The following is a 21818-nucleotide window of genomic DNA, read 5'->3' as shown; positions in this document are numbered from 1 at the left end:
TCCTACTAGGGCGTGTTTCGAAAGTGGCGTCGTCTGTCCGAAGGGCAGGCCCGGCGGCGTCTGGTGCGTGCGATCGCAAGGCGGAGGGTCGCCCCGATACTGGTTGTATCGGGGCGACCCCGACAACGCGGCGAGCGTGCGTGCCAGACGTCGCCGGGCAGACGGGACTTTCGAAACACGCCCTAGCCGTCCGACCCGTCCTGCCTGAGTTCCGTCACGCGTTCCAGCAGGATCGCCTCCCAGGCCCGGCGCAGTTGGGTGCGCAGCAGGGCCGGGGACTCGGCGCCGTGGCCGGTCAGGCGTTCGGCGAGGCGTACGACGGTGTCGCAGCGGGCCAGCCACAGGCCGCGCAGGCAGGCGCGGGCGCCGTACCCGGTGAGGGTGGCGGCGCGGACGGCGGCGCCGGAGCCGACGGCGAGGGCGAGCCCGGCGATGTCCTCGGCGGGGTCGCCGACGACCGCGCCGGTCCAGCCGAGGACGCCGCGCACCCGGCCGTCGGCGCTGACCACGAGGTGCTCGCCCCGCAGGGCGTGGTGGACGAGGACGGCGGTGGCGGGCTGGGCGGCGAGCTGGGCCGCGCCGGGCGAGGTGAGCTGGTGGAGCCGGGCGAGGTCGAACTCGTCGGCGGCGGCGAGGCGTTCGCCGGCGGCGACGGCCATGCGGCGCAGTGCCTCGAGGGAGCGCGGGGCGACGCGCGGCACGCCGATCGTCTCGGCCTGCCGGACCGGCACCTCGCGCAGTCCGCCGAGCAGCGCGGCCAGGTCGGCCTCGCCGACGGCGGACACGTCGTGGTCCTCGGCGGTGCCGCCGGGCACCTTGGTGTCGAGGGTGTAGGCGAGGCCGGGTGACCACTCGCCGTGTGCGACGGCGGTCGGCACGGTGACCGGTACGTGCGGTCGGACGAGGTCGCGCAGCCGCAGTTCACGGCGCATGCGGACGGTCGCCTCACGATCGGGGGCGAGCCTGAGGACGTGGCGGGTGCCGACCCACCAGGTGCCGTGCCCGCCCTCCTCGGAGACGGGCCGCACCTCGGGGCCGGGGCCGTCGTCGCCGGCGTTCTTGAGGAGCGTTCGGACCAGTCGGCGGACGGTGTCCGCGGTGGGTGTGGGTGCTGGGGTCATGGTCGCGCCGTAGCCGTTCGGTGGGTGCCGGGACTCTCCTGTGGGTGTCAGTCGACCACGACCATCTCGCGGGTGGTGTCGTTGAGGCGGCGGCCGCCGTCCGCGGTGACGGTGACGATGTCCTCGATGCGCACCCCGAACCGGCCGGGGAGGTAGACGCCCGGCTCGACGGAGAAGCACATGCCGGGGACGAGGGGCTGTTCCTCGCCCTCGATCATGTAGGGCGGCTCGTGGGTGGTGACGCCGATGCCGTGGCCGGTGCGGTGGATGAAGTACTCGCCGTACCCGGCGTCGGCGATGACGGCGCGGGCGGCCCGGTCGACCTCCTGGCAGGCGACGCCGGGCCGTACGGCGCGGAAGCCCGCCTCCTGGGCCTCGCGGACGAGGTCGTGGACCCGGCGCTCCTCGTCGGTGGGTTCGCCGACGTGGACCGTGCGGGAGGTGTCGGAGCCGTAGCCGTCCTTCAGGCCGCCGAAGTCGAGGACGACCATGTCGCCGTGCTCGATGACGCGGTCGCCGACCTCGTGGTGCGGGTTGGCGCCGTTCGGGCCCGAGGCGACGATGGTGAAGTCGACCTGGGAGTGGCCGAAGCGGCGGAGCAGGCCGGCGAGGTCGGCGCCCACCTCGGACTCCCTGCGCCCGGCGAAGGGAACCCTGCGGATCTCCTCGAACGTGGCGTCGGCGGCGGCTCCCGCGGCGGCCATCAGCTCCAGTTCGGCCGCGTCCTTGACGGCGCGCAGCATCGGCAGGGCCTCGGTGAGGGAGGCGTAGGAGCTGTCCGGGAGGGCCTTCTGGAGGTTGAGCAGGTGCATCGCCCAGGCGTTGTCGCTGACGCCGAACCGGCCGCCGGCGTCGAGGAGCGCGGTGGTGGCGGCGTAGGGGTCCTTGCCGTCGGTCCAGTCCCGCAGGGTGAGTGCGGGGGCCCCGGCCGACCTGGCGGCGTCGAGGGCTTCGAGGGCCGGGACGACGAGGACGGGGTCGCGCCCGGGTGTGAGGACGAGCAGGGTGAGCCGTTCGGTGGCCGCGGGGGGCGCGTAGCCGGTGAGCCAGACCAGGTCCGGGCCCGGTGCCACGAGCAGGCCGGCCAGCCCCGCGTCGCCGGCCGCGTGCACGGCCCGCTCCATGCGGGCCCGGTAGTCGTCGGCGGTGAAGCGCGCGGGCGTGCGGCCGGTCATCCGGGCCTCCCTGTCAGGACGTGGTGACTACGGGCAGCATCCTGCCCGGTCGGCAGGGGCGGCGCGACCCGATCGGCGGGGATTTCGCGGTAAATGCCGCCCCGTCGTTCCCCGGGCAAGTGGATTGCCCGGCCCAGCGATCTAATGCTTGAATCCATCGCAAGCATTAATCCACTTCGGGAGGCCGGCACCGTGCTCGTACTCGCTCACCTCAGTGATCTGCACCTGGACGGCAGCGCCCGTGCCACCGAACGCGCCGAGCGGGCGTGCGACCGGCTCCGGAACCTGCCGGGGCGGGTGGACGCGCTGCTGGTCACCGGGGACATCGCGGACCACGGGGCGGAGGCCGAGTACGAGGAGGCCGCCCGCATCCTCGGGATCCGGGGCTCCGACGCTCCCCGGCCGGTGCTCACCTGCCCCGGCAACCACGACCGCCGCGCCCCCTACCGCAAGGCCCTCCTCGGCCTGCCGGCCGCCGACGGGCCGGTCAACAGCGTCCAGGTGTTCGACGGCGGCGCGGTCCTGATGTGCGACTCCGGCATCCCGGGCGAGGACGAGGGGGCCCTGGCGGACGAGACGTACGCCTGGATCGAGGAGACCCTGGACGAGCTGGACGGGGACGTGCCGGCGCTGCTCGCCCTCCACCATCCGCCGGTCGCGGTGCACCACCCGCTGCCCGACTCCTGCCGGTTGGGCGACCCGGATCGGCTGGCCGCGCTGCTCGGACGGCGGCCGGAGATCGCCGGGATCATCACGGGCCACGCCCACACCCCGGCCGCCACCACCTTCGCCGGGCGGCCGCTGGTGGTGGGCCCCGGCGTGACCTGGACGCTGCGGCTGCCCTGGGAGGGCGAGGAGATCGCCGACCGGGAGGCGCCGGTCGGGCTCGCGTTCCACGTCCTGGACGACGAGCGGCGGCTCACGAGCCACTTCCGCGTGGCCGTGTGACGCGGGCGCGCCCGTGCGGGCGGTCCGGGCCGTCGGGTGCCGCCCCGCGGCGCTCGCGCGGGCGGACGGGACCACCGGGTCACGACCGGCGGCCCTCGCGCGCGCGGACCGAACCGTCGGGTGACGCTCCGCAGCGGCCGTGTACGCGCACCGGACGACGTCCTCCGCGGCGCTCACCCGTCCGGACCGGCCGTCAGGTGACGATCCCCGGCACCACGGACAACTGCTGGTAGCCACCGCTCCTGTGACGCAACGTCACCTTGGTCTCCCGGCCCGGCCTCGCCTCGTCGACCGCCCGCGCGAGATCCGCCGCGGAGTCGATCCGGGTCCTGCCGAAGTGCAGGACGACGTCCCCGCGCACCAGACCGGCCGAGTAGCCGGGGCCGGGGACATGGACGGCGACGATCTCGGCGCCCGCCTTCTTCCCGTCCACGATCTCCAGGCCCAGGGTGGCGTCGGCGGGCGCGGGCACCGGGGAGCCCGGTGCGGCGAGGCCGCGGCCCGCCGGCGGGGACGCGGCGTCCGCTGCGGCCCCGCCCGCCTGCCGTTGCAGCTCGGCCAGTTCGCTCGCGCCGATCACGGCGGCGCCCACGGTGCCGAGGCCGACGCCGGAGAGCACCAGGACGGCACCGGCGAACAGGCCGGACAGCAGGGTCGTCGGACGCCGGCCGCGGCGGCGGGCGGCGTGCGGGTGGCGGGGCCGGCCGCACTCCGGTACGTCGCAGGGCGGGGTGCCGCCGGGTTCCCGGCCGGGCATGGGCTTGGGACGCAACGCGGTCTGTTCCATGGATCGCCTCCGGCTGGTGCCCTACCCGTCGTAGCGGAGCGCCACGAGCCACGAACGAGTGAGACTGACCGGCGGCCGACGGCGGTACGCGTGCGGGCGCGGGGCTCACCGGCCCGGGGACAGCTCCGCGACCAGGGCCTGTGCGGCGCCCGTCGGGGTGCCGGCGTGGACGAGTTCCACCCGGTGGACGACCCGCGGTCCGGTGAGCGGGACGACCGCCGTGCCCGGGGCGCCGGCCGTCGCCGAGCGGGGCAGGAGGACGAGACCGTGACCGGCGGCGGCGAGCGTGGTCGGGACGCGGACGTCGGTGCACTCGTAGCGCAGGGCCGGGCGGAAGCCGCGGCCGCCGTTCGCGGCGCGCAGCCGGTGCAGCGGCAGGCCCGTGTCGGGGGCGTCGATCCAGCGGGCGTCGGCGAGGTCACCGAGGCGCAGGCCGGCGCGGCGGGCCAGGGGGTGCGCGGTGGGCCAGGGGGTGCGCGGTGGGCAGCAGAACGCCGACCGGTTCCTCCCCGACGCCGTACGTGGTCAGCGGCGCCACGTCGGGCAGCGGGAGCGGGTCGCTGGTCGAGCACGCGGCACGACCGCCGGCGGCGCGGCCGGTGTGACGGGCCCGCCGCACGACGATCTGCGGGGCGGTTCGTGTGCGCGGCCGGCCGGCGGCGGCACGGCGGGAGCCGCCGGCCGACCGGTGGCGGGGGCCGGTCGGCGCAGCCGTCAGCCGACCGGCAGCGCGGGGACGGCCGGCGGGCGGCCGGGCAGGAAGCCGTGGGACCGGCGGGCCAGGTAGGCGGATGTGTAACGGTCCACCTGTCGATGCCAGTTGAGGATGCCGGCCAGCCAGTTCTGGAGGTCCGCCACATACCCGCGCATGGCGTCGCGGGCCTGCGCCGACAGGCCGAAGTCGTCGTACAGGACGGGCAGTTCGTGGGCGATCACGTGCTCGAACTGCTGCATGCGCCGGGTCATCAGGTCGTGGACGACGCCGAGCGCGGTCGGGTAGTCGCAGCCGAAGAAGTTCTGCACGACGAGGATCGCGTTGTGGATCTCGCCCTCGTACTCGATCTCCTTCTGGTACGAGAAGACGTCGTTGAGCAGACAGGCGTAGTCGATGGCCGCGTTCTCCAGTGAGCGGACCGGGCCGCTGGCGTACACCTCCGGCGGGACGGCCGGGCCCTGGCCCATGCGGCACAGGCTCAGGGTGAGGTCGGAGCCGAAGGTGGCGCGCCGCATCTCCAGGTAGTCGACGGGGTCGGGGATGCGGTTCTGGAGCTGGTTGGCCAGCTCCCACACCCAGCTCTCCGTCATGCTGTCGACCGCCGCGCGCAGGGTGCGCCGCTGGTCGGGGGTCATGCCGGCGGTCGTGCGCGCCCACAGGTCGATCAGCGACCGTTCCATGGCGTTCAGGGGGACGGGACTCTCCTCGCCGCCGACGGGCATGCAGGCCGAGAGGCGGGCGGTGGTGGCCCTGGCCGCGGCCAGGTCGCGGCGGTGGCCGTACACCAGCGGGTAGTAGTCGTCGCCGTAGGTGCCGAACGCCAGCCAGCCGGCGCTGAGGTCGAGGGCCTCGGGGGTGGCGTCGGGGTCCAGGCCCGCCGAGCACAACGCCAGGTCGCACGAGGCGAGCTTGTCCTCGTCCCACACCCCTTCGGACAGGATGCCCATACGGCGCGTCCACTCGACCAGGTTGCGTCGGGCCCGGTCCAGGTGCGGGCTCAGCTCCACCTGGAAGGGCATGTGGAACTCGGGCAGCCGGGACGGGCCGACCTTCCGGAACGGCACGTGCGTGTACGCGCGCAGCCTCCCCCACTGCCCGAAGGGCGTGGGAGGTACTCCCGTCGCGGCGGCCGGGGCGAGCAGGGCGCCGACGTCGGCGGCGGAGGTGCCGGGGTGGGTCAGCCTCTCCCAGGGCGAGGGGGAGGTCGCCTTCCCGTTCATGTAGCGGCTGGAGCGCAGGTGCCATTCGTGGCCGCCGGACTGCCAGTCCTGGAGGCCCTTGGTGTAGGCGGCGACGGCGGCCACCTCGTCCGGGCGCAGGCCCTTCTCCAGGGCCAGCGCCGGCACTTCGGTCAGGGCGGTGTGCTCGAACTGGTGGAGCCGGGACGTGAGGATGTCGTTGACGATGTCCGCGGCCTGCTGGGTGGTGCAGCCGAAGAACGTCTCCAGGACGAGGACCCCGTTGCTCAGCTCGCCCTCGTCCTCGACCTCGCGCTGGTAGGAGAACAGGTCGTTGCGCAGGTGCACGCCGTCGGAGAAGGTCTCCATCAGCACCCTGAGCGGCCTCGATCCGGCCACGGCGGCCGGGACCTCGGCGGTCGCGTACTCCACGAGCCCCGCCGACCAGGGGGCGCCGCCCACCTTGCGCCGCATCTCGATGTACTCGACGGGGTTGGAGACCCGTCCCTCGCCGATGTTGGACAGCTCCCACATCGACTCGTTGAGGAGGTGCTCGGTGGCGACGGCGAAACGGCGCCGCCAGTCGGCGGACATCGCCGGCACGGTGCGCGCCCACAGGTCGGCGAGGCCCGCCTCGACCGGGTTCCGCGGCTCGGGCACCGGGGTCGACAGGTCGAGCGGCATGAACAGCGGGAGCCGGTCCAGATGGGCCTTGCCGGCCGCCCGGTCGGGGGTGCGTTTGAACATGTCGAGGAAGTGGTCGTCGAAGAAGAACACCCACACGTACCAGTCGGTGATCAACGACAGGGCGGGGCCGTCGCAGTCGGGGTGGGTGTAGGCGCAGAGCAGACCGTAGTCGTGCGCCTCGAGGTCGGCCTGCTCCCAGATCCCGGAGCCCTCCAGCATGCCCATCTCGCGCGCCCACCCCGTCGAGTGGGCGCGGGCCTCGTCGACGTGCGGGTTGAGCCGCGCGGGATACGGCATGTAGAAGTGCGGGAGTTCGAACGGCTGCGTCATGGCCGGGCCCTACCCGGGGGCATCAACCCTCATCCGCGGCGCGGGACATGATCACACCATCGCGTGAACCCGGGGCGAACACCGGCGGATCGGGCGCTCCTGAGCAGCGGGCCGGTACGGGGGTCCGCGCCGTGCTCACTTCCTGGTCTGGATCAGCGCGTGGGTCCCGCCGGTGCGCCAGCCCTGCCCCTCGGCGGCGGTCAGCGCGGCCTCGGTGCCGGCGGACAGCCCGGTGATCACGTCCGACTTGAGCGTGCGCAGGGCCACGACCGGGCCGGGGAAGTACGCGGTCACGTCCTCGAACGGGGTCGTCGGCGGCCACCGCCGGTCGCCCACCAGGCGGCGGTAGTTGAGGTCGCCCTTCACGACGGTCAGCGTCGCGGCCGCGAACTCGGCGCGGAGGTCGTCCGGCATCCGCTCGTACGGCAGCGGGGCGGCGGCGAAGGGGTGGGCGCGGACCGTCAGGGTGCCGTCCGTCATCGCCGCCCACAGCCGCCGCCCGTACCCGGCGGCCGCCCCCGGAGCTGCCGTCAGGCGGCGCAGCGCGTCGACGACGTCGGCCGTCGTGGCGTCCGAGACGTAGTACGGGTACGGCTTGACGTGCAGGACGACGCGGCCGATCCGCCCGTGGGCGAGGAGGTGGGCGGCGAGGAGCAGATCGGGGATCAGCTCGCGGCCCGCGTTGTCCGCGACCAGGCACAGCGTGCCGTGGGCGGCCTCCGGCGGCGCCAGCAGCGTCCACAGGCTCTCGCCGTCGTCGGCGACCAGTGCGGGGACGGCGGCCCGGTCCCGGGCGCCCGTGTCGGAGAGCCGGAAGCCGAGGTCGGCGCGGTTGCCCCACAGGGAGCCGTGCAGCAGGGCCTGTGCCCGCTCCCGCTCCGGGCGGCCTTCGAGGCCGTCGAGCGCGGCGAGTTCCTCGTCGGTCCCGGGGGCGTCCAGCTCGGCGAGCTTGAACGGGCGGAACGGGTCGAGGCCCTGCCAGGGTCCGGGCCGGAAGTGGCCGACGGTCTCGAGGAGCAGCCGGTAGAAGTAGCTCTCCGACCACAGCCAGGGCACCTCGTACCAGGAGCGGCCCGCGTACCCGTCCAGACCCCAGGCCCGCCAGTGGTCGAGGTCGTGCGCGTCGGCGGGGAGCGGCTCGATCACACCCTCGACGCAGCTCGTCAGCAGGGCGTCGAGGGCCCCGCGGACGTCGGGTCCGTAGGGGAAGGCGTCCCGCACCCGCCGGATGATCGCCGGGTGCCGCTCGGCGAGGACACCGTGCGGGAAGGAGCCGGGCTCGTCGCCGTGGATCACGGGCGGGAGGGGGTGTCGGGCATGCGGATCACGGTATCGCGGGGCGGGTGGGGGCGGAGGGCGTGCGGACGGCGGGGCCGGCCGTGGCCACGGGCGCGGACTGCCACGACCGGCCGCGGACGCCGTCGTACACGGCGATACGGCGCCCCGGCGACCCGGCGACCCGCAGCAGCAGTCGGCCGGGAACGCCCCGGGTCACGGCGTCAGCCGTGCACGCGGGACGCGGGCCCCGGCCGACCGTGCGCGCCACGGACCGCGGGGTCGGCCGCCGCGGGGCGCATGGGCCCGCGGGGCGGGCCGGCCTGCGCGGGACCCACAGGCCGCGGCCGTGCCCACGCGCCGTGGCCGCGCGCCGTGCCCACGCGCCGTGGCCGTGCCACCTGGACGTGGGCCGCGCGTCGGACGTGGCCGCCGGGGGGGGAGGAGGAAGGTGCGGTGGCTCACACCGCCGCCATGACCTCCCGTTCGAGTCGGGCCGCGAGGCTCAGGTAGCGGGGGCGGCGGGGGACGGGTACCAGGCCGCGGATGAGGACGTGCCACATCTCGGCCATGCGGCGCGGCAGCCGGGCGCTGGGTTCGCGGGAGCGGCCGACCACGCGGGTGCCGACGAAGAAACAGACCAGGGAGTGGGCCACGGCGTCCACGTCGACGTCCGGATGGATGTCGGCCTCCCGCACCGCGCCGACGAGCCGGCGGGAGATCAGCTCCAGCCACTCGGTGAACGGGTGGGGCACGGGCGGCCGTACGGCGACGCCGCCGGTGGCCAGGCGCAGGCCCGCGCGGGTGATGGGACCCTCGACCGACAGCCGCGCCATGCCGAAGGTGAGGCGCATCAGGGCCTCCAGAGCCGGGTAGCCGCGGTCGTCGATCTCCCCGGCGACCCGGCGCGCGGCCTGGGACTGCAGCTCCAGGATGGCCTGGGCGAGGTCCTCCTTGGCCGCGAAGTGGAAGTAGAGCGCGCCCTTGGTGACGTGGGCGTGCTCGACGATGTCACTGAGGCTGGTCGACTCGTAGCCGTTCCGGTCGAACAGATCGGCTGCGGCCCTGATGATCGTCGTGCGGGTCTGCTCCGCGCGTAACTGCCTCGCCATCGACTGGACACTCCTGGGCGTAAAGAACGGGTCATGCCGTTTGTTTCTCACCCCCAGTAAACAACAGTTCACGATCCGGCGGTACCGACCAGGCATTCAAAAACCGTCGACTCACCTTGCACGCCGAGCACTTGCACGTCGGTTCCGTGACCGCCCTTCGCCTCGATCCAGATGGGTTCGTCCAGCTCGGCGTACCGGTGGAAGACGGCGTGGTACGCCGTCGGCACCCGTTCCCCCGGTGTTTCCAGCAGGGCTGCCTGGCGGGCGGCCTCCAGCAGGAGCATGCCGGGGACGTGGTCGAGCGGATGGTCGAAGAAAACGGGGTGTGCGGTATTTACTCGCAGCTGCCGGCGGTCCGGCCGGTCGGCGTCGGCGGGCGCGAGGACGACGTCCGTGGGCAGGGCCCGGCGGACGGCGTCGGCGGACACCCCGGGCGGGACGGGGACGGCGGTCACGGTCTCCGGCGTACGGCCGCCGCGCAGCCGCCGGTAGACGGGCCCGCTGACGCAGGTGAAGGCGACGTCCGCGGTGGCGACGCGGGCGCCGTCGCGCAGGACGTGCGCGGTGTAGCGGGCGGCGGCGAAGTGTCCGCCCCGGTACTGGACGTCGGTGAAGACGAGTTCGACCTCGGGTTCGGCCGGCAGCACACCGAGCGTCAACGTCGCCGGTTCCGCATCGACTTGGAACTCGGTCAGTACGAACTGCCGGTCCAGCGGGACCTCGTACTCGGTGTGGGCGACCAGGGTGCCGCTCTGCCGGATCGTTTCGACCACGAGCAGCGGGTCGTACGCGGACCAGTCGGGCGACACGTGCAGGGCGTGCGCACGCGGCCACTGGGCGGACACCGCGAACCGGTCGGCCCCGGTGCGCCGCCAGCCGGTGAGGAAGGTCTCGGCGACGGCGGCACGGTGGACGAGTTGGCGCGGAACGGTTGCGGTCAGGGACGGCGTGTCGGCAAGCTGCCGCGGTCGCGTCATCTCTCTCCCTACGGTGCCCCGAAGGCCCGGGGCGGACGGGCGAACCGTCCGCTCGGTGAGCGTTAGAGTACGAGGCGACCGGTTTGTTTTCAATGAGATCAGTCGACGGCATCCTATGATCGGACCGAACCCGCATCCGAGCGCGGGACGCCCGGCTCGGTGCCGTGAAGGGGCTCGCAATGGCGAAACAGGAGCGCGCGATCAGGACGCGCAGGGCGATCGTGGAAGCGGCGGGCGCGGTGTTCGACGAGCACGGCTACACCTCCACCACCATCGCCATGGTCCTGGAGCGCGCTCAGGTCACCAAAGGTGCCCTGTACTTCCACTTCGCGTCGAAAGAGGCCCTCGCCCAGGCGGTCCTGAACGAGCAGGTGCCCTTCGGGGCGGTCCCGCCGCAGCCGTGCAAGCTGCAGGAGATCGTCGACATGACCTTCGTGGTGGCGCGCCGGTTGCTGGACAACGCCCTGCTGCGGGGCAGCGTACGGCTGGCGGTGGACCAGGAGACGCCGTCCGGGGTGGATCACGGCGAGCCGTTCCGGCAGTGGGCGCGGGCTCTCGACGAACTGCTGGAAGCGGCCCGCCAGCGGGGCGAGTTGCTGCCCACGGTGAAGCCGGCGGAAACGGTCGAGCTGCTGGTGGGCACCTTCACGGGAATCCAGTTGATGTCCCGGGCGCTGACCGACCGCGCCGATCTCGGGGACCGGCTGGCGGTGATGTGGGCGCACATCCTGCCGAGCATCGCGGTGCCCGGTCTGCTCCCCGGCCTCGACGCCCGCCCCGACCGGGGTGCGCGGGTGCTGGCCTCGCCGGAGCGGCGCGCGGCTTCCTGATCCGGACGTGCGGCGGGCCGGCCGGTGTCCATCCACACCGGCCCGCCCGTTCGTGAAGCCGCGAGGAGTTCTCCTCCGTACGGCCGCGAGACCCAGAAGGTCGGCTTCCAGCCGTTGAGCCGCCCGGTGTCCTGCGCGGCCACGTCCTGGACCCGCAGCTTCCAGGTGCCGTCGGCGACCTCGCCGGAGGCGTTCACCGAGTAGGTGGCGACGACGTTCGCTGACGGCGAGTGGTGTGCGCATGACCGGGTTTGCTCGGGGACCGGCCGGTGCGCCGGCGGCGTGAACACACGGGGCCGCCGCCGCGTACTGCACGTCGAAACCGTTCCCGCGCCGGCCGAGGAGACGTCCCGATGCGCCGCACGACCGCACACCGCGCCGCCGCCCTGGCGGCCGCCGTCCTGAGCCCGATCCTGCCGGTGCTGTTGGGGGCGGCGGGGCCGGCGCAGGCGCACGGCGCGCCGACGACCCCGGTCAGCCGGGTCTACGCCTGTTCCCCCGACGGGGGTTCAGCCGCCGGGTCCGCCGCCTGCCGGGCGGCCGTGGCCGCCAACGGGGCGCCCTTCACGGCCTGGGACAACCTGCGGGTGGCCGACGTCGGCGGACGCGACCGGAGCACGATCCCCGACGGGCAGCTGTGCAGTGGCGGTCTGCCCGCCTACCGGGGACTGGACCTCGCGCGCTCCGACTGGCCGTCGACCCGTCTGACGCCGGGCGGGACGCTGCGCATGACGTACGTCTCGACGATCCCGCACACGGGCACGTTCAGGTTCTACCTGACGAAACCGGGATACGACCCGTCGCAGCCCCTCACCTGGGACGACCTGCCCGAGCGGCCGTTCGCCCAGGTCGAGGACCCGGCGCTGCGGGACGGCGCCTACCGGCTCACGGCGAAGCTGCCCGCCGACCGCACGGGCCGCCAGGTGCTGTACACGGTCTGGCAGAACAGCAGCACGCCCGACACCTACTACTCGTGCTCGGACGTGGTCTTCCCCGAGAAGGGCGCGGCCTCGCCCCCGCCGTCCGCGAAGGCCACGGCCGCCGCCGCGCCGGAGTTCCCGTCCGCCGCCGCGTCGGCCTCGGCCGGCACGACGGCCGGTACGACGACGTCCGCCGCCCCCGCCCGGGGGACGGCGGCGGTTTCCGGCGCGCCGGAGGCCGTCACGCCGGTGAGCACCCCGGTGGCGTCCGCCTCCGGGGCCGGCTCCGGGCCGTCCGCGCCGCTGCTGGCGGGTGGCGCCGCCGCGGTGCTGGTGCTCACCGGCGGCGCCACCCTGGTGCTGCGCCTGCGACGGCGCTGAACCGGCTACCGGCTACCGGCTCGCGTGCGAACCGGTGGCCGGTGCTGTTTACGCCGCGGTTTCCGGTCCTGTTGCCACAGCGGTTCGCGAACCGGTTCCCGCAACGGTTCCGTGGAGCTCTCCCGCGCCGTTCAGTTGACGGTGACGACGGCACCCGCGTCGGTCACCGGGGCGTACTTGGCGGTGAAGTAGCCGTTCGCGAAGCACAGCGACGAACCGGACGCCTTGGCGAAGGGCTGGGCGGTGAAGGTGATGCTGTTGTCGGTGTTGCTCGCGACGCCGGTCAGGCTGGGTGCCTTGTAGACGCAGTTGATGCTGCCGAGGAGCGTGCGCAGCACGACCGTCGTCTGGATGCTGGAACCGGCCGCCGGGGTCACGGTGAGGGTGCCGGCGGAGGACACGGCCGCGTTGTACGGCAGGTTGTTGACCGTGATGCTGGTGACGCCGAGCACGCCGACGACGTTCGCGGAGCAGTTGCCGAAGGTGTGCGCGGTGAGCGACTCGTTGGCCGTGCCGGGGGCGGTGGGGTTGGCGGTGACGGTGGCGCTGAAGCCCGAGGAGGCGCAGGAGACGCCGCTGGTGCCGGTGGCGGATGAGTAGAGGGTGGCGTTGGTGCCGCTCGCGAGGGAGGCGTTGAGGACGTCACCGACCGCGACGTCGCCGTTGGCCGTGGTGAGGACGGCCGGGTCGGCGGCGGAGGCCGGGGTGACCGCCGTCAGCGTGAGGGCGGCGACGGTGCCGGCGAGGGCGAGGAGAGGGCGAGTGCGCATGCGGGTGCCTCGTTTCTCAGGTGGGGGTGTTCTCAGAGGGTGTTCCGAGAGGTGCGCTCGGGGGAGGTGCGGGGACGCGAGTCGATGCCCGACGGGTGCCGGCCCGGAACGCCTTCTCCGTACGTGACGGGCCGGCAGCGCAGGTGGCGGCGGGCACGGCCGGCAGGGGGAAGCGGCCGTGGCGGCGCCGGACGGGAATCGGACTCGGGGCGCGAGGGGGCCCGTGCTGGATGCCCGGGCGGTCGTGACCGTTCTGACGGGAGGTCCGGCCGTCGGTTTCGAGGGACGGCCGGACCGGGTCCGGGAGCGCGGAGAGCGGCTCGCCGCGCTGCGGATCCGGCGCCACGGATCCGGGCTGAGTCACCGAGAGTTGTAGACCTGATGGTTCGTCAACGTCAAGGTGTCGCGCAGAAGTTGATGGCTGCACAGATATTCGTGAGAGTGCCGGACGCACCGGCCCGCGGACGGCACGTTTCGCTCACCCTTTTTCCACATCTCCCTTGACCCTGTGGTGTAACCATCGGTAACTTCCCGGTTGGCTACTGACGCGTAACGAGAAAGCCCTTGCGGCTTCCGGGAGTTGCGAGGAGACGTACGCGGCAGCCGCTGTCCGCGCCAGGACAACACGCCGCTGAAGCCCAACCCGCATGACTATGCCCATGGGAGCAGACATGGCCTCGTCCTCGGACGTCACGTCGTCCGCCGAGAACACCCCCGGGAACCCGGAAAGCGGTTCCGCAGACAGACGCGGCCGGGTCCGGCTGCGCCGGGCCGCCGTGATGGCCGTGCCCGCGACCCTCGTCACCGCCGGTCTCGCGGTACTCACCGCCCAGGGAGCCCTGGGCGTGCAGTTCGCGATCTCCGGCATGCCGTTCGTGGTGACCGCCGACAAGCTCGAGGGAGAAGGTTTCGCGCAGTTCGGCTCGCTGGACCACATGATCGAGAACAGCCCCAACGAGGGCGACACCGGCGGCCAGGTCCTGGTCGTCACCTCGGTGGTGAAGTCGGGCAAGCTGACCAGCATGTGCCAGAGCGTCGACCTCGGCGGCATCCAGCTCGTCCTCACCGCCGGCGACAAGGGCACCAAGGTGAGCGTGGAGAACCTGGCCATCGACTCGGACGACATCACCGGCAACGCCGCGTTCAACAACATCGAGATCGGCCGCGACGCCAGCACCTTCGACAAGGTCGACACCCGCGGCCTGCCGGGCGTCTACGGCCAGCAGGCGGACAAGGTCGTCATCACCGACCTCTACCAGCACAACTACGCCGCCACCGCGGCCGTGTTCAAGCTGCCCGACCTGCACATGCGGTTCGGGGGCGAGGGCTGCCCGCGGTGAACGGCTTCCGACGGTGGACCGCGCGCCGGCCCTTCCCGGGCGGTCTGCTGCTCGTCCTGGGCGGTGCGGAGATCCTGGTGACCATGAAGGCACCGCTTCCGGTGATCCTGCACATCGGCATGCAGGGCCTGGCCGGCTACCTCCTGCCGACCCTCATGGTGCTGATCGGGCTGCTGATCCTGTTCAACCCGACCCAGCGGCTGTTCTACTCGATCATCGGCGTTCTGCTGTCCCTCGGGACGTGGCCCACCTCGAACCTGGGCGGCTTCCTCGTCGGCCTGCTCCTCGGGGTCGTGGGCAGTTGCCTGGCCTTCGGGTGGCTCCCGGAGCAGGAGTCGCGCAAGGTCCGCAGACAGCGGCGCAAGGCGGCACGGGCGGCCGGTCAGCCGCCGTTGCGGGCCGGTGAGCCCGCCTGAGCGGAACTCCGCCGGGTTCACCACAGGGGCCGGGGGCGATCCACCGTCGACGGGGATCGCCCCCGGCCCCTGCCGGTCGGCGCCGCGTGCCCTGTCTGTCGACGCCGCGTGTCCTGCCGGTCGGCGCCGGTGGACGCTGTCCTCACCGACCCGTCAGCGCGGGGAAGCGGCCGCCTCCGCCGCGCGCAGTACGGCGGTCGTCTCGGGGTGCGGCCCCCGCCGCGCCCACTCCAGCGGCGTCCAGCCCGTGCCCCGGTCCTCGCGCAGGCCGGGATCGGCGCCGTGGGCGAGCAGGGTGCGGACCGTCTCGGTGTGTCCCCAGCAGGCAGCCGCGCACAGCGGCGTGCCCTCCGAGCCGGGTCCGGCGCTCTCCGCGTCGGGCGGTGCGCCCGCCTCCAGGAGCCGGCGGACGATGCCGGCCGAACCGTGGACGGAGGCGGCGTACAGCGCGGTGGTGCCGTCGCGGTCGGCCGCCGCCGGATCGGCACCGGCCCGCAGCAGTGCGTCGACCCGGGCGCCCTCGTCCAGCAACGCCGCGGTGACCAGCTTCATGGCCAGTTTCTTCTGCCGCCGCCTGTTCATGTCCGCCGAGGTTAGCCGGGTGCGGGAACCGGCGCTCACCATCGGGCGAGCAGGGGCGGCAGTTCGGCCGCCGCCGTCACGTCGCCGGTCAGCGGGCGGTCCCCGGTGCCGTCGGGCAGGCGCCGGCCGCCACGGTGAAGGTGAAGGCGTCGAGCGCCGGGGGCGCCGGGTGTATCCGCGACGCCCTTGCAGGGGAACCCGGTCGGCAGCCGAGGACCGTCCGGTACGCCTGCGCCGCGCGCAGCGTCCGACGGGCGGCACCGGCCGGGCGAAGCCGGCGGCCGGCGTGGAAGGAACGTACGGCCCGCTCGCGTGCCTCGGGGGCCGGGGCGGGGACGGCCGCACCGTCGGCGGGCGCGATCAGCCCGCCGACGGTGAGGGTGGTGCCGTCCGGGACGGCCCGGTGCGCTGTCGTGTCCGACGCGGGCGGATCAGCCCAGGCCGACGGACTTCAGCCAGGCCTTGGCCACGTCCAGCGGGTCCTTGCTCTCCAGCTGCACCTGGAAGTCCAGGTCCAGCAGGGTCTTGGTGTCGAGCTTGGCGGAGACCGCGTTGAGCGCGTCGACGCCCTCCTGGGAGAGCCCGCTCTTGTAGACCAGCGGGGTCACGTTCGCGAAACCGAAGAGGTTCTCCGGGTCCTGGAGGACGACGAACTTCTCCTTGGTGATGGTCGGGTCGGTGGTGAAGATGTCCGCGGCCTGCACGGTGTTCTTCTTCAGCGCGGCCTGGGTCAGCGGACCGCCGGCGTCCAGTGCCTTGAAGGACTTGAACTTCAGTCCGTACACCGCTTCCAGGCCGACCATGCCCTGCTGCCGGGTCTGGAACTCGGGCGAGCCGCCGAGGACCAGGTCGGGAGCGATGTCCTTGAGGTCGGCGAGGGTGGACTGCGGGGTGAGGTTGTACTTCTTCGCGGTGTCCGCGTTGACCGTGACGGAGTCCTTGTCCTCGGCGGGCGAGGACTCCAGCAGGGTCAGCTTGGGGTCGAGCTTGGCCTTGGCCGCCGCGTTGACGGCCTCGAGCGACTTCTGCTCGGCCTTGGCGTCGAGGTAGGCCAGCAGCGAGCCGTTGTACTCGGGCAGGACGGTGATGGAACCGTTCTTGAGCAGGCCGTACGTGGTCTCGCGGCTGCCGATGTTGGGCTTGTAGGACACCTTGATGTCCTTGGCCTTGAGGGCCTCGCCGTAGATGTCGGCCAGCAGGATGCTCTCGGCGAAGTTGTTGGAGCCGACGACGACGGTGTCGCCGGCCGCCTTGTCCTCGGAGAGCGGGTCGGTGTCGTCGGAGGAGGAACAACCCGCCAGCAGGGCCGTCATCGCGGCGAGCGCGACGGCCGCCGCGCCTGGGTGGTTCCTGAGGGACCTGCTGCTGTGGGCGTTGGAAGTCACGTCTGCCGTTCCGGGCTCGGAGGTTGGTGGAGAGAACGAACGCTCCGTCTGATCCAATCCAGCGCGTTCTCGGTGAGTCAAGTGTCACCGGGTCACCGATTGGCTTCGATGCGCGACCGGTTGTGATGGTTCGTGAAGAAGGGAAGGCCGGTACGACGCCCGGGAGACGGCGCTTTGTAATGGATTCTTGACGTAGGGCCACCCACTTGATCGATCGGGGAGGCGATAGTCTCGCCGGGGTCGGCGCCGGTCACAACAGTGGCCGGAAACCGCTCCGGTGCCGTGACGCATCATTCGTGGTGCCGTCGCGCGCCCGGCCCCTCGCCCGGAACGTCGATCAGAATCGGACAGAAGCGTGCGTCGCGCGGTGCGCACGACCTCATGAAGGAGGCCTGGTGTCCACGACCGAGGTGGACGCGTCCTCCCCCCGTCGCCCGGCTCCGCACGAGCGGCACGGACAGGGGGGACCCCGACGGCCGGCGGTCTCGTCCGTACGCCGCGGTCTGCGGGGTTTCGCCGACCGGTGGCCCTTCCAGCGCAAGCTCAACATCCTCGTCGGCGTCCCGCTGGCGGTGATCGCCCTGCTGCTGGCGTGGGTCATCACCGACCTGGTGGAGGAGTCCGACCACGCCGAGTCGGCCGCCCAACTGGTCCGGGACAGTGCCGCGGTGGCCCAGCTGGTCGCCGACGTGCAGGCCGAGCACCAGCAGGCCGTCCTGCTGTCCGTGCGGTACGAGGCGTCCTTCGACGGGGGCACGCCCTCCACCTCCGCCTACCGGGTCGCCCAGCTCGCCGTCGACACGCAGGTCCAGACGGTGCGCGAGACCTTCGGCGACCGGTTGCCGGACACCGAGGCGCAGGCGCTGCGCGAGGTCGAGGGCCTGGCCGGCCTGCGGGACACCATCGAACAGGGGTATCTGCCCGCCGACAACATCGACCCGGCGTACTCGGGCGCCGCCGACGGCCTCATCGACGGCCTCGGCCTGGACCGCAACACCGCCCTCGCCACCACCTTCACCGGCAACCTGCTCGACTCGCTGCTGCGGGCCGACGCCGCCCACGGCGCCTACGAGACCGGCGTGTTCTCCGCGCGGACCGGCGACAGCAACGCCCTCATCGAGTTCACCGGCGCGGTCGGCTCCCACGAGCTGTACACCTACCAGGCCGAACGTTTCGCCCGCTTCGCCACCGAGGCGCAGACGGACCTGCTCGGCGACATCGAGCACAACCCGGCGCAGGCGGTGATCGGTCAGCACTACGCCGAACTCGCCGTCGACCCGAGTGCGTTGCAGGCCGAGTCCAAGAACGAGATCCGTGTCGCGTTCCGTGCGGCGCTGGACTCCTACCACCGCTACAACGAGCAGGCCGAGACCCGGCTGCGGATCACCGGCTCGCTCATCGACCAGATCGCCGACCGCGCCGACGACGCCGCCGCCGGAGCCGAGTGGCGCGCGGCCCTGCTGCTGACCCTGGCGCTGCTGGGCTTCGCCACCTGGATCGCGCTGGCCGCGCTGGTGCGCCGCTCAGTGATCCGCCCGGTGCTGGCCCTGACCGGGGCCGCGCAGGAGGTCGCCGACGTCGCCGGGCGCGAACTGGCCCGGGTGGCCGACGACGACGCCGAGGAGAGCGGGCCGCCGCGGCTGCGCGAGCTGCCGGTCACCGCCGACGACGAGATCGGCGCGCTCGCCGAGGCCTTCAACAACGTCCAGACGACCGCGGCCGCGCTGCTGGAGCGCCAGGTGCTCAGCCGGCGCAACGTGGCCGAGATGTTCGGCAACGTGGGGCGCCGCGTCAGCAACCTCACGACCCGCCAACTCGCGCTGATCGACGCCGTGGAGCGCGGCGAGACCGACCCGGCACTGCTCGAACGCCTCTACTCCATCGACCACATCGCGGTCCGGCTGCGCCGCAACGCCGACAGCCTGATGCTGCTGGCCGGCATTCGCGAGACCGTGCTCGACTCCGGTCCGGCCGCGCTCACCAACGTGGTCCGCGCCGCGCTCGGCCAGATCGAGGGCTTCCGGCGGGTGCAGCTGTACGCCGGCACCGAGGTCATGGTCGAGCCCGACATCATCGGCGACCTGACCCTGATGATCGCCGAACTCGTCGAGAACGCCGTGTCGTTCTCCCCCGAGGGCAGCCCCGTCGAGGTCCGGGTCCGGCCCGGCGACGACGGCGCGACGATCACCGTCGCCGACCACGGTCTGGGCATGAGCGCCGAGCGGCTCGCCGAGGAGAACGCCCGCCTGGTGCGCCGCGAACGCCTCGACCTCGTCCCGACCAAGGTGCTCGGCCTGTTCGTGGTCGGCGCGCTGGCGCGCCGCTGGGAGATCGACGTCAGCCTGACCCGCACCCCGGGCGGCGGCGTGACGGCGGAGGTCTCCATCCCCTCCGGACTGCTCCTGACACCGATCGGCACGGCCCTCCAGGGGGCGGCACCCGCGACGGCGGCGCTCCCGTCCGGCAGGACGACGGGCACTGCGGCCGCTACGGCGGCCGGTACAGCGGCCGCCGCCCGGCCGGGCGCGCCGGACTCCGCCACCGCGCCGGCCCCCGCCCCGGTCCCGGCGGGCGGCCCCTCCCGGGCGGCCTCCGTGCCGGCCTGGGCGGCGACGGACGGCGCGGACCCGGTCCCGCTCCCCCGCCGGGTCCCCCGGCGCGAGCAGGCCGAGGCCGAGGCCCCGCCCGTCCCCGGCCCCCGTACCGAGGAGCCGACGGTCCACGACCGTACGGCGGAGCCCGCGCCGCACGCCGTCACCCAGCCCTCCGCCGCCGGGCCGGCCGACGGTGCCGTACGCCCGGCTACCCGCTCCGGGGACACCGCACCGGACGCCGAGGAGTCCGCGGCACGCGCCCACGACGGCGGGAGCGCGCCCCGCCCGGCGGCGGACCCCGCGCACGACGGCGCCCGCCCCCTCCGCCGCCGGGTCCGCGGGGCCACGCTGCGGACCACCGCGGAGGCCGCCGCCCAGCAGGCCGCGCGGCGGGCGGCGCCGCCGCCCGCCGACGCGGACGCCGTCCGCAGCGCGCTGGAGGAGTTCGAGGCGGCCGTGGAACGCGCCCACCGCGACACCGGCGAGCACCCTCGTCCCACCGGCGACGGATGCGCACTGCCCGGTGACGCCGGGCGCGACGACCGTACGACCGACCGCCCGACCGACGACCGGAACACCACGCACCGCCAGAACCACCTCCCGGAAGGAGCCGAGCAGTGAGCACGTCGACAGGGGGCACTCCCTCGGGAGACGCCACGCCGACCGATCTGCGGGCCGCGGCAGCAGACTTCACCTGGCTGCTCAACCGTTTCGCCAACGAGACGGCCGGGGTCGTGGACGCCATCGCGGTGTCCACCGACGGCCTGCTGATCGCCGTGTCGGAGCTGCGTGAGCACGCCGACTCCGAGCGGCTGGCCGCGATCGTCTCCGGCATCACCAGCCTGGCCGCCGGCGCCTCCGGCAACTACGGCCTGGGCGGTCTGAACAAGGTCATCATCGATCTGGAGGGCGGCCATGTGCTGGTCTCCGCGATCGGCAGCGGCGCCGTGCTCGGCGTGGTCACCGACAAGGAGGCCAAGCTGGGCAACATCGCCTACGAGATGACCGTGTTCGCCAACCGTGCCGGTGCCGCGCTCAGCCCGCAGCTCGTGCTGGAGCTGAAGAACAGCGTCGGCGCCACCAGGTCGCGCTGAGCGTCCGCCGCCGGTCCAGAGAGGAAACCCACCACCGATGGCGGACGGCCGCACTCCGCGCGGCGCCGGCGAGGACGGCGTCGCACCCGTCGGCCCGGCGTCCGCCGTCCGGCCCTTCCTGGTCACCGCCGGCCGGGTCGCGGGCTCGGGCGAGGCCGCGACCGGCCGGCCGATGCCGGTGGAGACCCAGCTGGTGGCCACCGCCGCCGGGCTCGCCGCGCTCGACCGGCTCTCCTTCGAACAGCACGACATCGTCGCCGCATGCAGGCAGCCGCAATCGATCGCGGAGATCGCGGCCCGGCTGCGGCTGCACCTGAACGTGGTGCGGGTCCTCGCCGAGGATCTGCGCGCGGCCGGGCAGCTGTCGGTGCACGTGCCCGACTCCGGCGTCACCCATGACGCGTCCGTCCTGCGCAGGGTTATCGATGGCCTGCGGGCCATCCCCGACTCCCGGGGGGTACTCCGTGACTCCGACTGAACCGCTTGTCGGCCATTTCGCCGGTCAGGCCGCCGTACGGCCGCCGCTGCCGGTGAAACTGGTGATCGCGGGCGGCTTCGGCGTGGGCAAGACCACCGCCGTCGGCTCGATCTCCGAGATCGAGCCGCTGACCACCGAGGCGGCCATCACCGAGGTGGCGGCGGGGGTGGACGACCTCAGCCACACCCCGCGCAAGACCACCACCACGGTCGCGATGGACTTCGGCTGCATCACCATCGACCCGACCCTGAAGCTGTACCTGTTCGGCACGCCGGGACAGGAGCGGTTCGGCTTCATGTGGGACGACATCGTGGAGGGCGCGGTCGGCGGCCTCGTCATCGTCGACACCCGCCGTCTCGACGACTGCTACGCCGCCGTCGACTACTTCGAGCACAAGCAGATCCCGTTCGCCGTGGCGGTGAACGCCTTCGACGGTCGGGTCGAGCACGGCCTGGACGAGGTCCGCTGGGCCCTCGACGTGTCCGAGGGCGTCCCGGTCCTGGTCTTCGACGCCCGCGAGCGCGGTTCGGTGCGGGACGCGCTGCTGGTGGTCCTGGAGCAGGCGCTGGCCCGGTCGCAGGGGTGACGGCCGCCCCGGTCCGGGCCGGGGGGGGGGGGGGGGGGGGGGGGGGGGCCGCGGGGCGCCCCGCCCCCCCGCGCCGCCCCCCCCCCCCCCCCCCCCCCCCCCCCCCCCCCCCCCCCCCCCCCCCCCCCCGCCCCGCC

General features: G+C 73.5%; 21 protein-coding genes and 1 pseudogene. 9 read left to right on the top strand and 13 right to left on the bottom strand.

The features are described from left to right. Positions 1–182: 182 nt before the first annotated feature. Together ACIP5W_RS31840 and ACIP5W_RS31835 are read right to left on the bottom strand one after the other, a co-directional pair. Complete coding sequence (locus tag ACIP5W_RS31840) at positions 183–1121, bottom strand: aminoglycoside phosphotransferase family protein (protein ID WP_401480878.1); 939 nt, start codon at positions 1119–1121, stop codon at positions 183–185. 47 nt (positions 1122–1168) lie between these two features. Next, a complete protein-coding gene (locus ACIP5W_RS31835; RefSeq protein WP_401480876.1) occupies positions 1169–2296 on the bottom strand; it encodes an aminopeptidase P family protein in 1128 nt (375 codons plus the stop codon). 192 nt (positions 2297–2488) lie between these two features. Between ACIP5W_RS31835 and ACIP5W_RS31830 the strand changes: the two genes are divergently transcribed. Continuing rightward, positions 2489–3244 carry a metallophosphoesterase gene (locus ACIP5W_RS31830; protein WP_401480874.1) on the top strand — a complete coding sequence of 252 codons (756 nt, stop codon included), beginning with the start codon at positions 2489–2491 and terminating at the stop codon, positions 3242–3244. Positions 3245–3437: 193 nt separating this feature from the next. Here the strand turns inward: ACIP5W_RS31830 and ACIP5W_RS31825 are convergent, their stop codons facing one another. The 7 genes from ACIP5W_RS31825 to ACIP5W_RS31795 form a co-directional block, all read right to left on the bottom strand. Beyond that, entirely contained in the window at positions 3438–4031 is a 594-nt protein-coding gene (locus tag ACIP5W_RS31825) for a PDZ domain-containing protein (protein ID WP_401480872.1), read from the bottom strand. A gap of 105 nt (positions 4032–4136) precedes the next feature. Beyond that, entirely contained in the window at positions 4137–4463 is a 327-nt protein-coding gene (locus tag ACIP5W_RS31820; protein WP_401480888.1) for a LysR substrate-binding domain-containing protein, read from the bottom strand. Between the two features lie 282 nt (positions 4464–4745). Beyond that, positions 4746–6941, bottom strand: coding sequence for a germacradienol/geosmin synthase Cyc2 (cyc2, locus tag ACIP5W_RS31815; RefSeq protein ID WP_401480870.1), 2196 nt, complete (start codon positions 6939–6941; stop codon positions 4746–4748). Between the two features lie 135 nt (positions 6942–7076). Next, positions 7077–8237, bottom strand: a complete 1161-nt coding sequence (locus ACIP5W_RS31810; protein WP_401480868.1) for a damage-control phosphatase ARMT1 family protein — start codon at positions 8235–8237, stop codon at positions 7077–7079. A 28-nt stretch (positions 8238–8265) separates the two neighbouring features. Continuing rightward, on the bottom strand, positions 8266–8436 hold the full coding sequence (locus ACIP5W_RS31805) for a hypothetical protein (protein ID WP_401480866.1): 171 nt from the start codon (positions 8434–8436) through the stop codon (positions 8266–8268). Between the two features lie 241 nt (positions 8437–8677). Beyond that, the gene (locus ACIP5W_RS31800) at positions 8678–9328 is read right to left on the bottom strand and encodes a ScbR family autoregulator-binding transcription factor (protein ID WP_401480864.1); all 651 of its coding nucleotides are present in this window, start codon (positions 9326–9328) and stop codon (positions 8678–8680) included. A 68-nt stretch (positions 9329–9396) separates the two neighbouring features. Continuing rightward, positions 9397–10305, bottom strand: a complete 909-nt coding sequence (locus tag ACIP5W_RS31795; protein WP_401480862.1) for a ScbA/BarX family gamma-butyrolactone biosynthesis protein — start codon at positions 10303–10305, stop codon at positions 9397–9399. A 179-nt stretch (positions 10306–10484) separates the two neighbouring features. Here ACIP5W_RS31795 and ACIP5W_RS31790 point away from each other — a divergent pair, with 179 nt between their 5' ends. Continuing rightward, a complete protein-coding gene (locus ACIP5W_RS31790) occupies positions 10485–11135 on the top strand; it encodes a ScbR family autoregulator-binding transcription factor (RefSeq protein WP_401480860.1) in 651 nt (216 codons plus the stop codon). A 95-nt stretch (positions 11136–11230) separates the two neighbouring features. Here ACIP5W_RS31790 and ACIP5W_RS31785 read toward each other — a convergent pair. Further along, positions 11231–11359: pseudogene (locus ACIP5W_RS31785) on the bottom strand (proprotein convertase P-domain-containing protein); the annotation flags it as partial. A gap of 129 nt (positions 11360–11488) precedes the next feature. Here ACIP5W_RS31785 and ACIP5W_RS31780 point away from each other — a divergent pair. Continuing rightward, entirely contained in the window at positions 11489–12436 is a 948-nt protein-coding gene (locus tag ACIP5W_RS31780) for a lytic polysaccharide monooxygenase (protein WP_401480858.1), read from the top strand. A 131-nt stretch (positions 12437–12567) separates the two neighbouring features. Here ACIP5W_RS31780 and ACIP5W_RS31775 read toward each other — a convergent pair whose 3' ends face one another. Beyond that, positions 12568–13206: a Tat pathway signal sequence domain protein gene (locus tag ACIP5W_RS31775; RefSeq protein WP_401480856.1), complete on the bottom strand. Its 639-nt coding sequence runs from the start codon at positions 13204–13206 to the stop codon at positions 12568–12570. A 671-nt stretch (positions 13207–13877) separates the two neighbouring features. Between ACIP5W_RS31775 and ACIP5W_RS31770 the strand changes: the two genes are divergently transcribed. Together ACIP5W_RS31770 and ACIP5W_RS31765 are read left to right on the top strand one after the other, a co-directional pair. Then, positions 13878–14546 (top strand): DUF6230 family protein, encoded by a 669-nt coding sequence (locus ACIP5W_RS31770; protein ID WP_366060434.1) that lies wholly within the window; start codon positions 13878–13880, stop codon positions 14544–14546. After that, positions 14543–14962 carry a DUF6114 domain-containing protein gene (locus ACIP5W_RS31765; RefSeq protein ID WP_401480853.1) on the top strand — a complete coding sequence of 140 codons (420 nt, stop codon included), beginning with the start codon at positions 14543–14545 and terminating at the stop codon, positions 14960–14962. Before ACIP5W_RS31770 ends, ACIP5W_RS31765 begins: the two co-directional genes overlap by 4 nt. Positions 14963–15115: 153 nt before the next feature. Here ACIP5W_RS31765 and ACIP5W_RS31760 read toward each other — a convergent pair whose 3' ends face one another. Both ACIP5W_RS31760 and ACIP5W_RS31755 read right to left on the bottom strand, forming a co-directional pair. Further along, positions 15116–15544, bottom strand: coding sequence for an ankyrin repeat domain-containing protein (locus tag ACIP5W_RS31760; protein WP_401480851.1), 429 nt, complete (start codon positions 15542–15544; stop codon positions 15116–15118). Between the two features lie 431 nt (positions 15545–15975). Then, entirely contained in the window at positions 15976–16929 is a 954-nt protein-coding gene (locus ACIP5W_RS31755) for an ABC transporter substrate-binding protein (protein ID WP_401480849.1), read from the bottom strand. A gap of 395 nt (positions 16930–17324) precedes the next feature. Between ACIP5W_RS31755 and ACIP5W_RS31750 the strand changes: the two genes are divergently transcribed. The 4 genes from ACIP5W_RS31750 to ACIP5W_RS31735 are packed head-to-tail and all read left to right on the top strand — an operon-like array spanning position 17325 to position 21681. After that, positions 17325–20144: an ATP-binding protein gene (locus ACIP5W_RS31750; protein ID WP_401480847.1), complete on the top strand. Its 2820-nt coding sequence runs from the start codon at positions 17325–17327 to the stop codon at positions 20142–20144. Next, positions 20141–20617 carry a roadblock/LC7 domain-containing protein gene (locus ACIP5W_RS31745; protein WP_401480845.1) on the top strand — a complete coding sequence of 159 codons (477 nt, stop codon included), beginning with the start codon at positions 20141–20143 and terminating at the stop codon, positions 20615–20617. Before ACIP5W_RS31750 ends, ACIP5W_RS31745 begins: the two co-directional genes overlap by 4 nt. A gap of 37 nt (positions 20618–20654) precedes the next feature. Next, positions 20655–21095, top strand: coding sequence for a DUF742 domain-containing protein (locus ACIP5W_RS31740; RefSeq protein WP_401480843.1), 441 nt, complete (start codon positions 20655–20657; stop codon positions 21093–21095). Next, positions 21082–21681, top strand: coding sequence for a GTP-binding protein (locus ACIP5W_RS31735; RefSeq protein WP_401480841.1), 600 nt, complete (start codon positions 21082–21084; stop codon positions 21679–21681). Before ACIP5W_RS31740 ends, ACIP5W_RS31735 begins: the two co-directional genes overlap by 14 nt. Positions 21682–21818: the final 137 nt, after the last annotated feature.

It is taken from the genome of Streptomyces sp. NPDC088766 (genome assembly GCF_044750845.1).
GTDB lineage: Bacteria > Actinomycetota > Actinomycetes > Streptomycetales > Streptomycetaceae > Streptomyces.
The sequence above is the reverse complement of the archived record's forward strand: the minus strand, read 5'-3'. Positions and strand labels throughout refer to the sequence as shown.

What these genes read in the sequence shown, in the direction of transcription:
- ACIP5W_RS31840 (WP_401480878.1), bottom strand. Translation starts at nt 1,121, where the DNA reads ATGACCCCAGCACCCACACCCACCGCGGACACCGTCCGCCGACTGGTC.
- ACIP5W_RS31835 (WP_401480876.1), bottom strand. Translation starts at nt 2,296, where the DNA reads ATGACCGGCCGCACGCCCGCGCGCTTCACCGCCGACGACTACCGGGCC.
- ACIP5W_RS31825 (WP_401480872.1), bottom strand. Translation starts at nt 4,031, where the DNA reads ATGGAACAGACCGCGTTGCGTCCCAAGCCCATGCCCGGCCGGGAACCC.
- cyc2 (WP_401480870.1), bottom strand. Translation starts at nt 6,941, where the DNA reads ATGACGCAGCCGTTCGAACTCCCGCACTTCTACATGCCGTATCCCGCG.
- ACIP5W_RS31800 (WP_401480864.1), bottom strand. Translation starts at nt 9,328, where the DNA reads ATGGCGAGGCAGTTACGCGCGGAGCAGACCCGCACGACGATCATCAGG.
- ACIP5W_RS31795 (WP_401480862.1), bottom strand. Translation starts at nt 10,305, where the DNA reads ATGACGCGACCGCGGCAGCTTGCCGACACGCCGTCCCTGACCGCAACC.
- ACIP5W_RS31790 (WP_401480860.1), top strand. Translation starts at nt 10,485, where the DNA reads ATGGCGAAACAGGAGCGCGCGATCAGGACGCGCAGGGCGATCGTGGAA.
- ACIP5W_RS31780 (WP_401480858.1), top strand. Translation starts at nt 11,489, where the DNA reads ATGCGCCGCACGACCGCACACCGCGCCGCCGCCCTGGCGGCCGCCGTC.
- ACIP5W_RS31775 (WP_401480856.1), bottom strand. Translation starts at nt 13,206, where the DNA reads ATGCGCACTCGCCCTCTCCTCGCCCTCGCCGGCACCGTCGCCGCCCTC.
- ACIP5W_RS31770 (WP_366060434.1), top strand. Translation starts at nt 13,878, where the DNA reads ATGGCCTCGTCCTCGGACGTCACGTCGTCCGCCGAGAACACCCCCGGG.
- ACIP5W_RS31760 (WP_401480851.1), bottom strand. Translation starts at nt 15,544, where the DNA reads ATGAACAGGCGGCGGCAGAAGAAACTGGCCATGAAGCTGGTCACCGCG.
- ACIP5W_RS31740 (WP_401480843.1), top strand. Translation starts at nt 20,655, where the DNA reads ATGGCGGACGGCCGCACTCCGCGCGGCGCCGGCGAGGACGGCGTCGCA.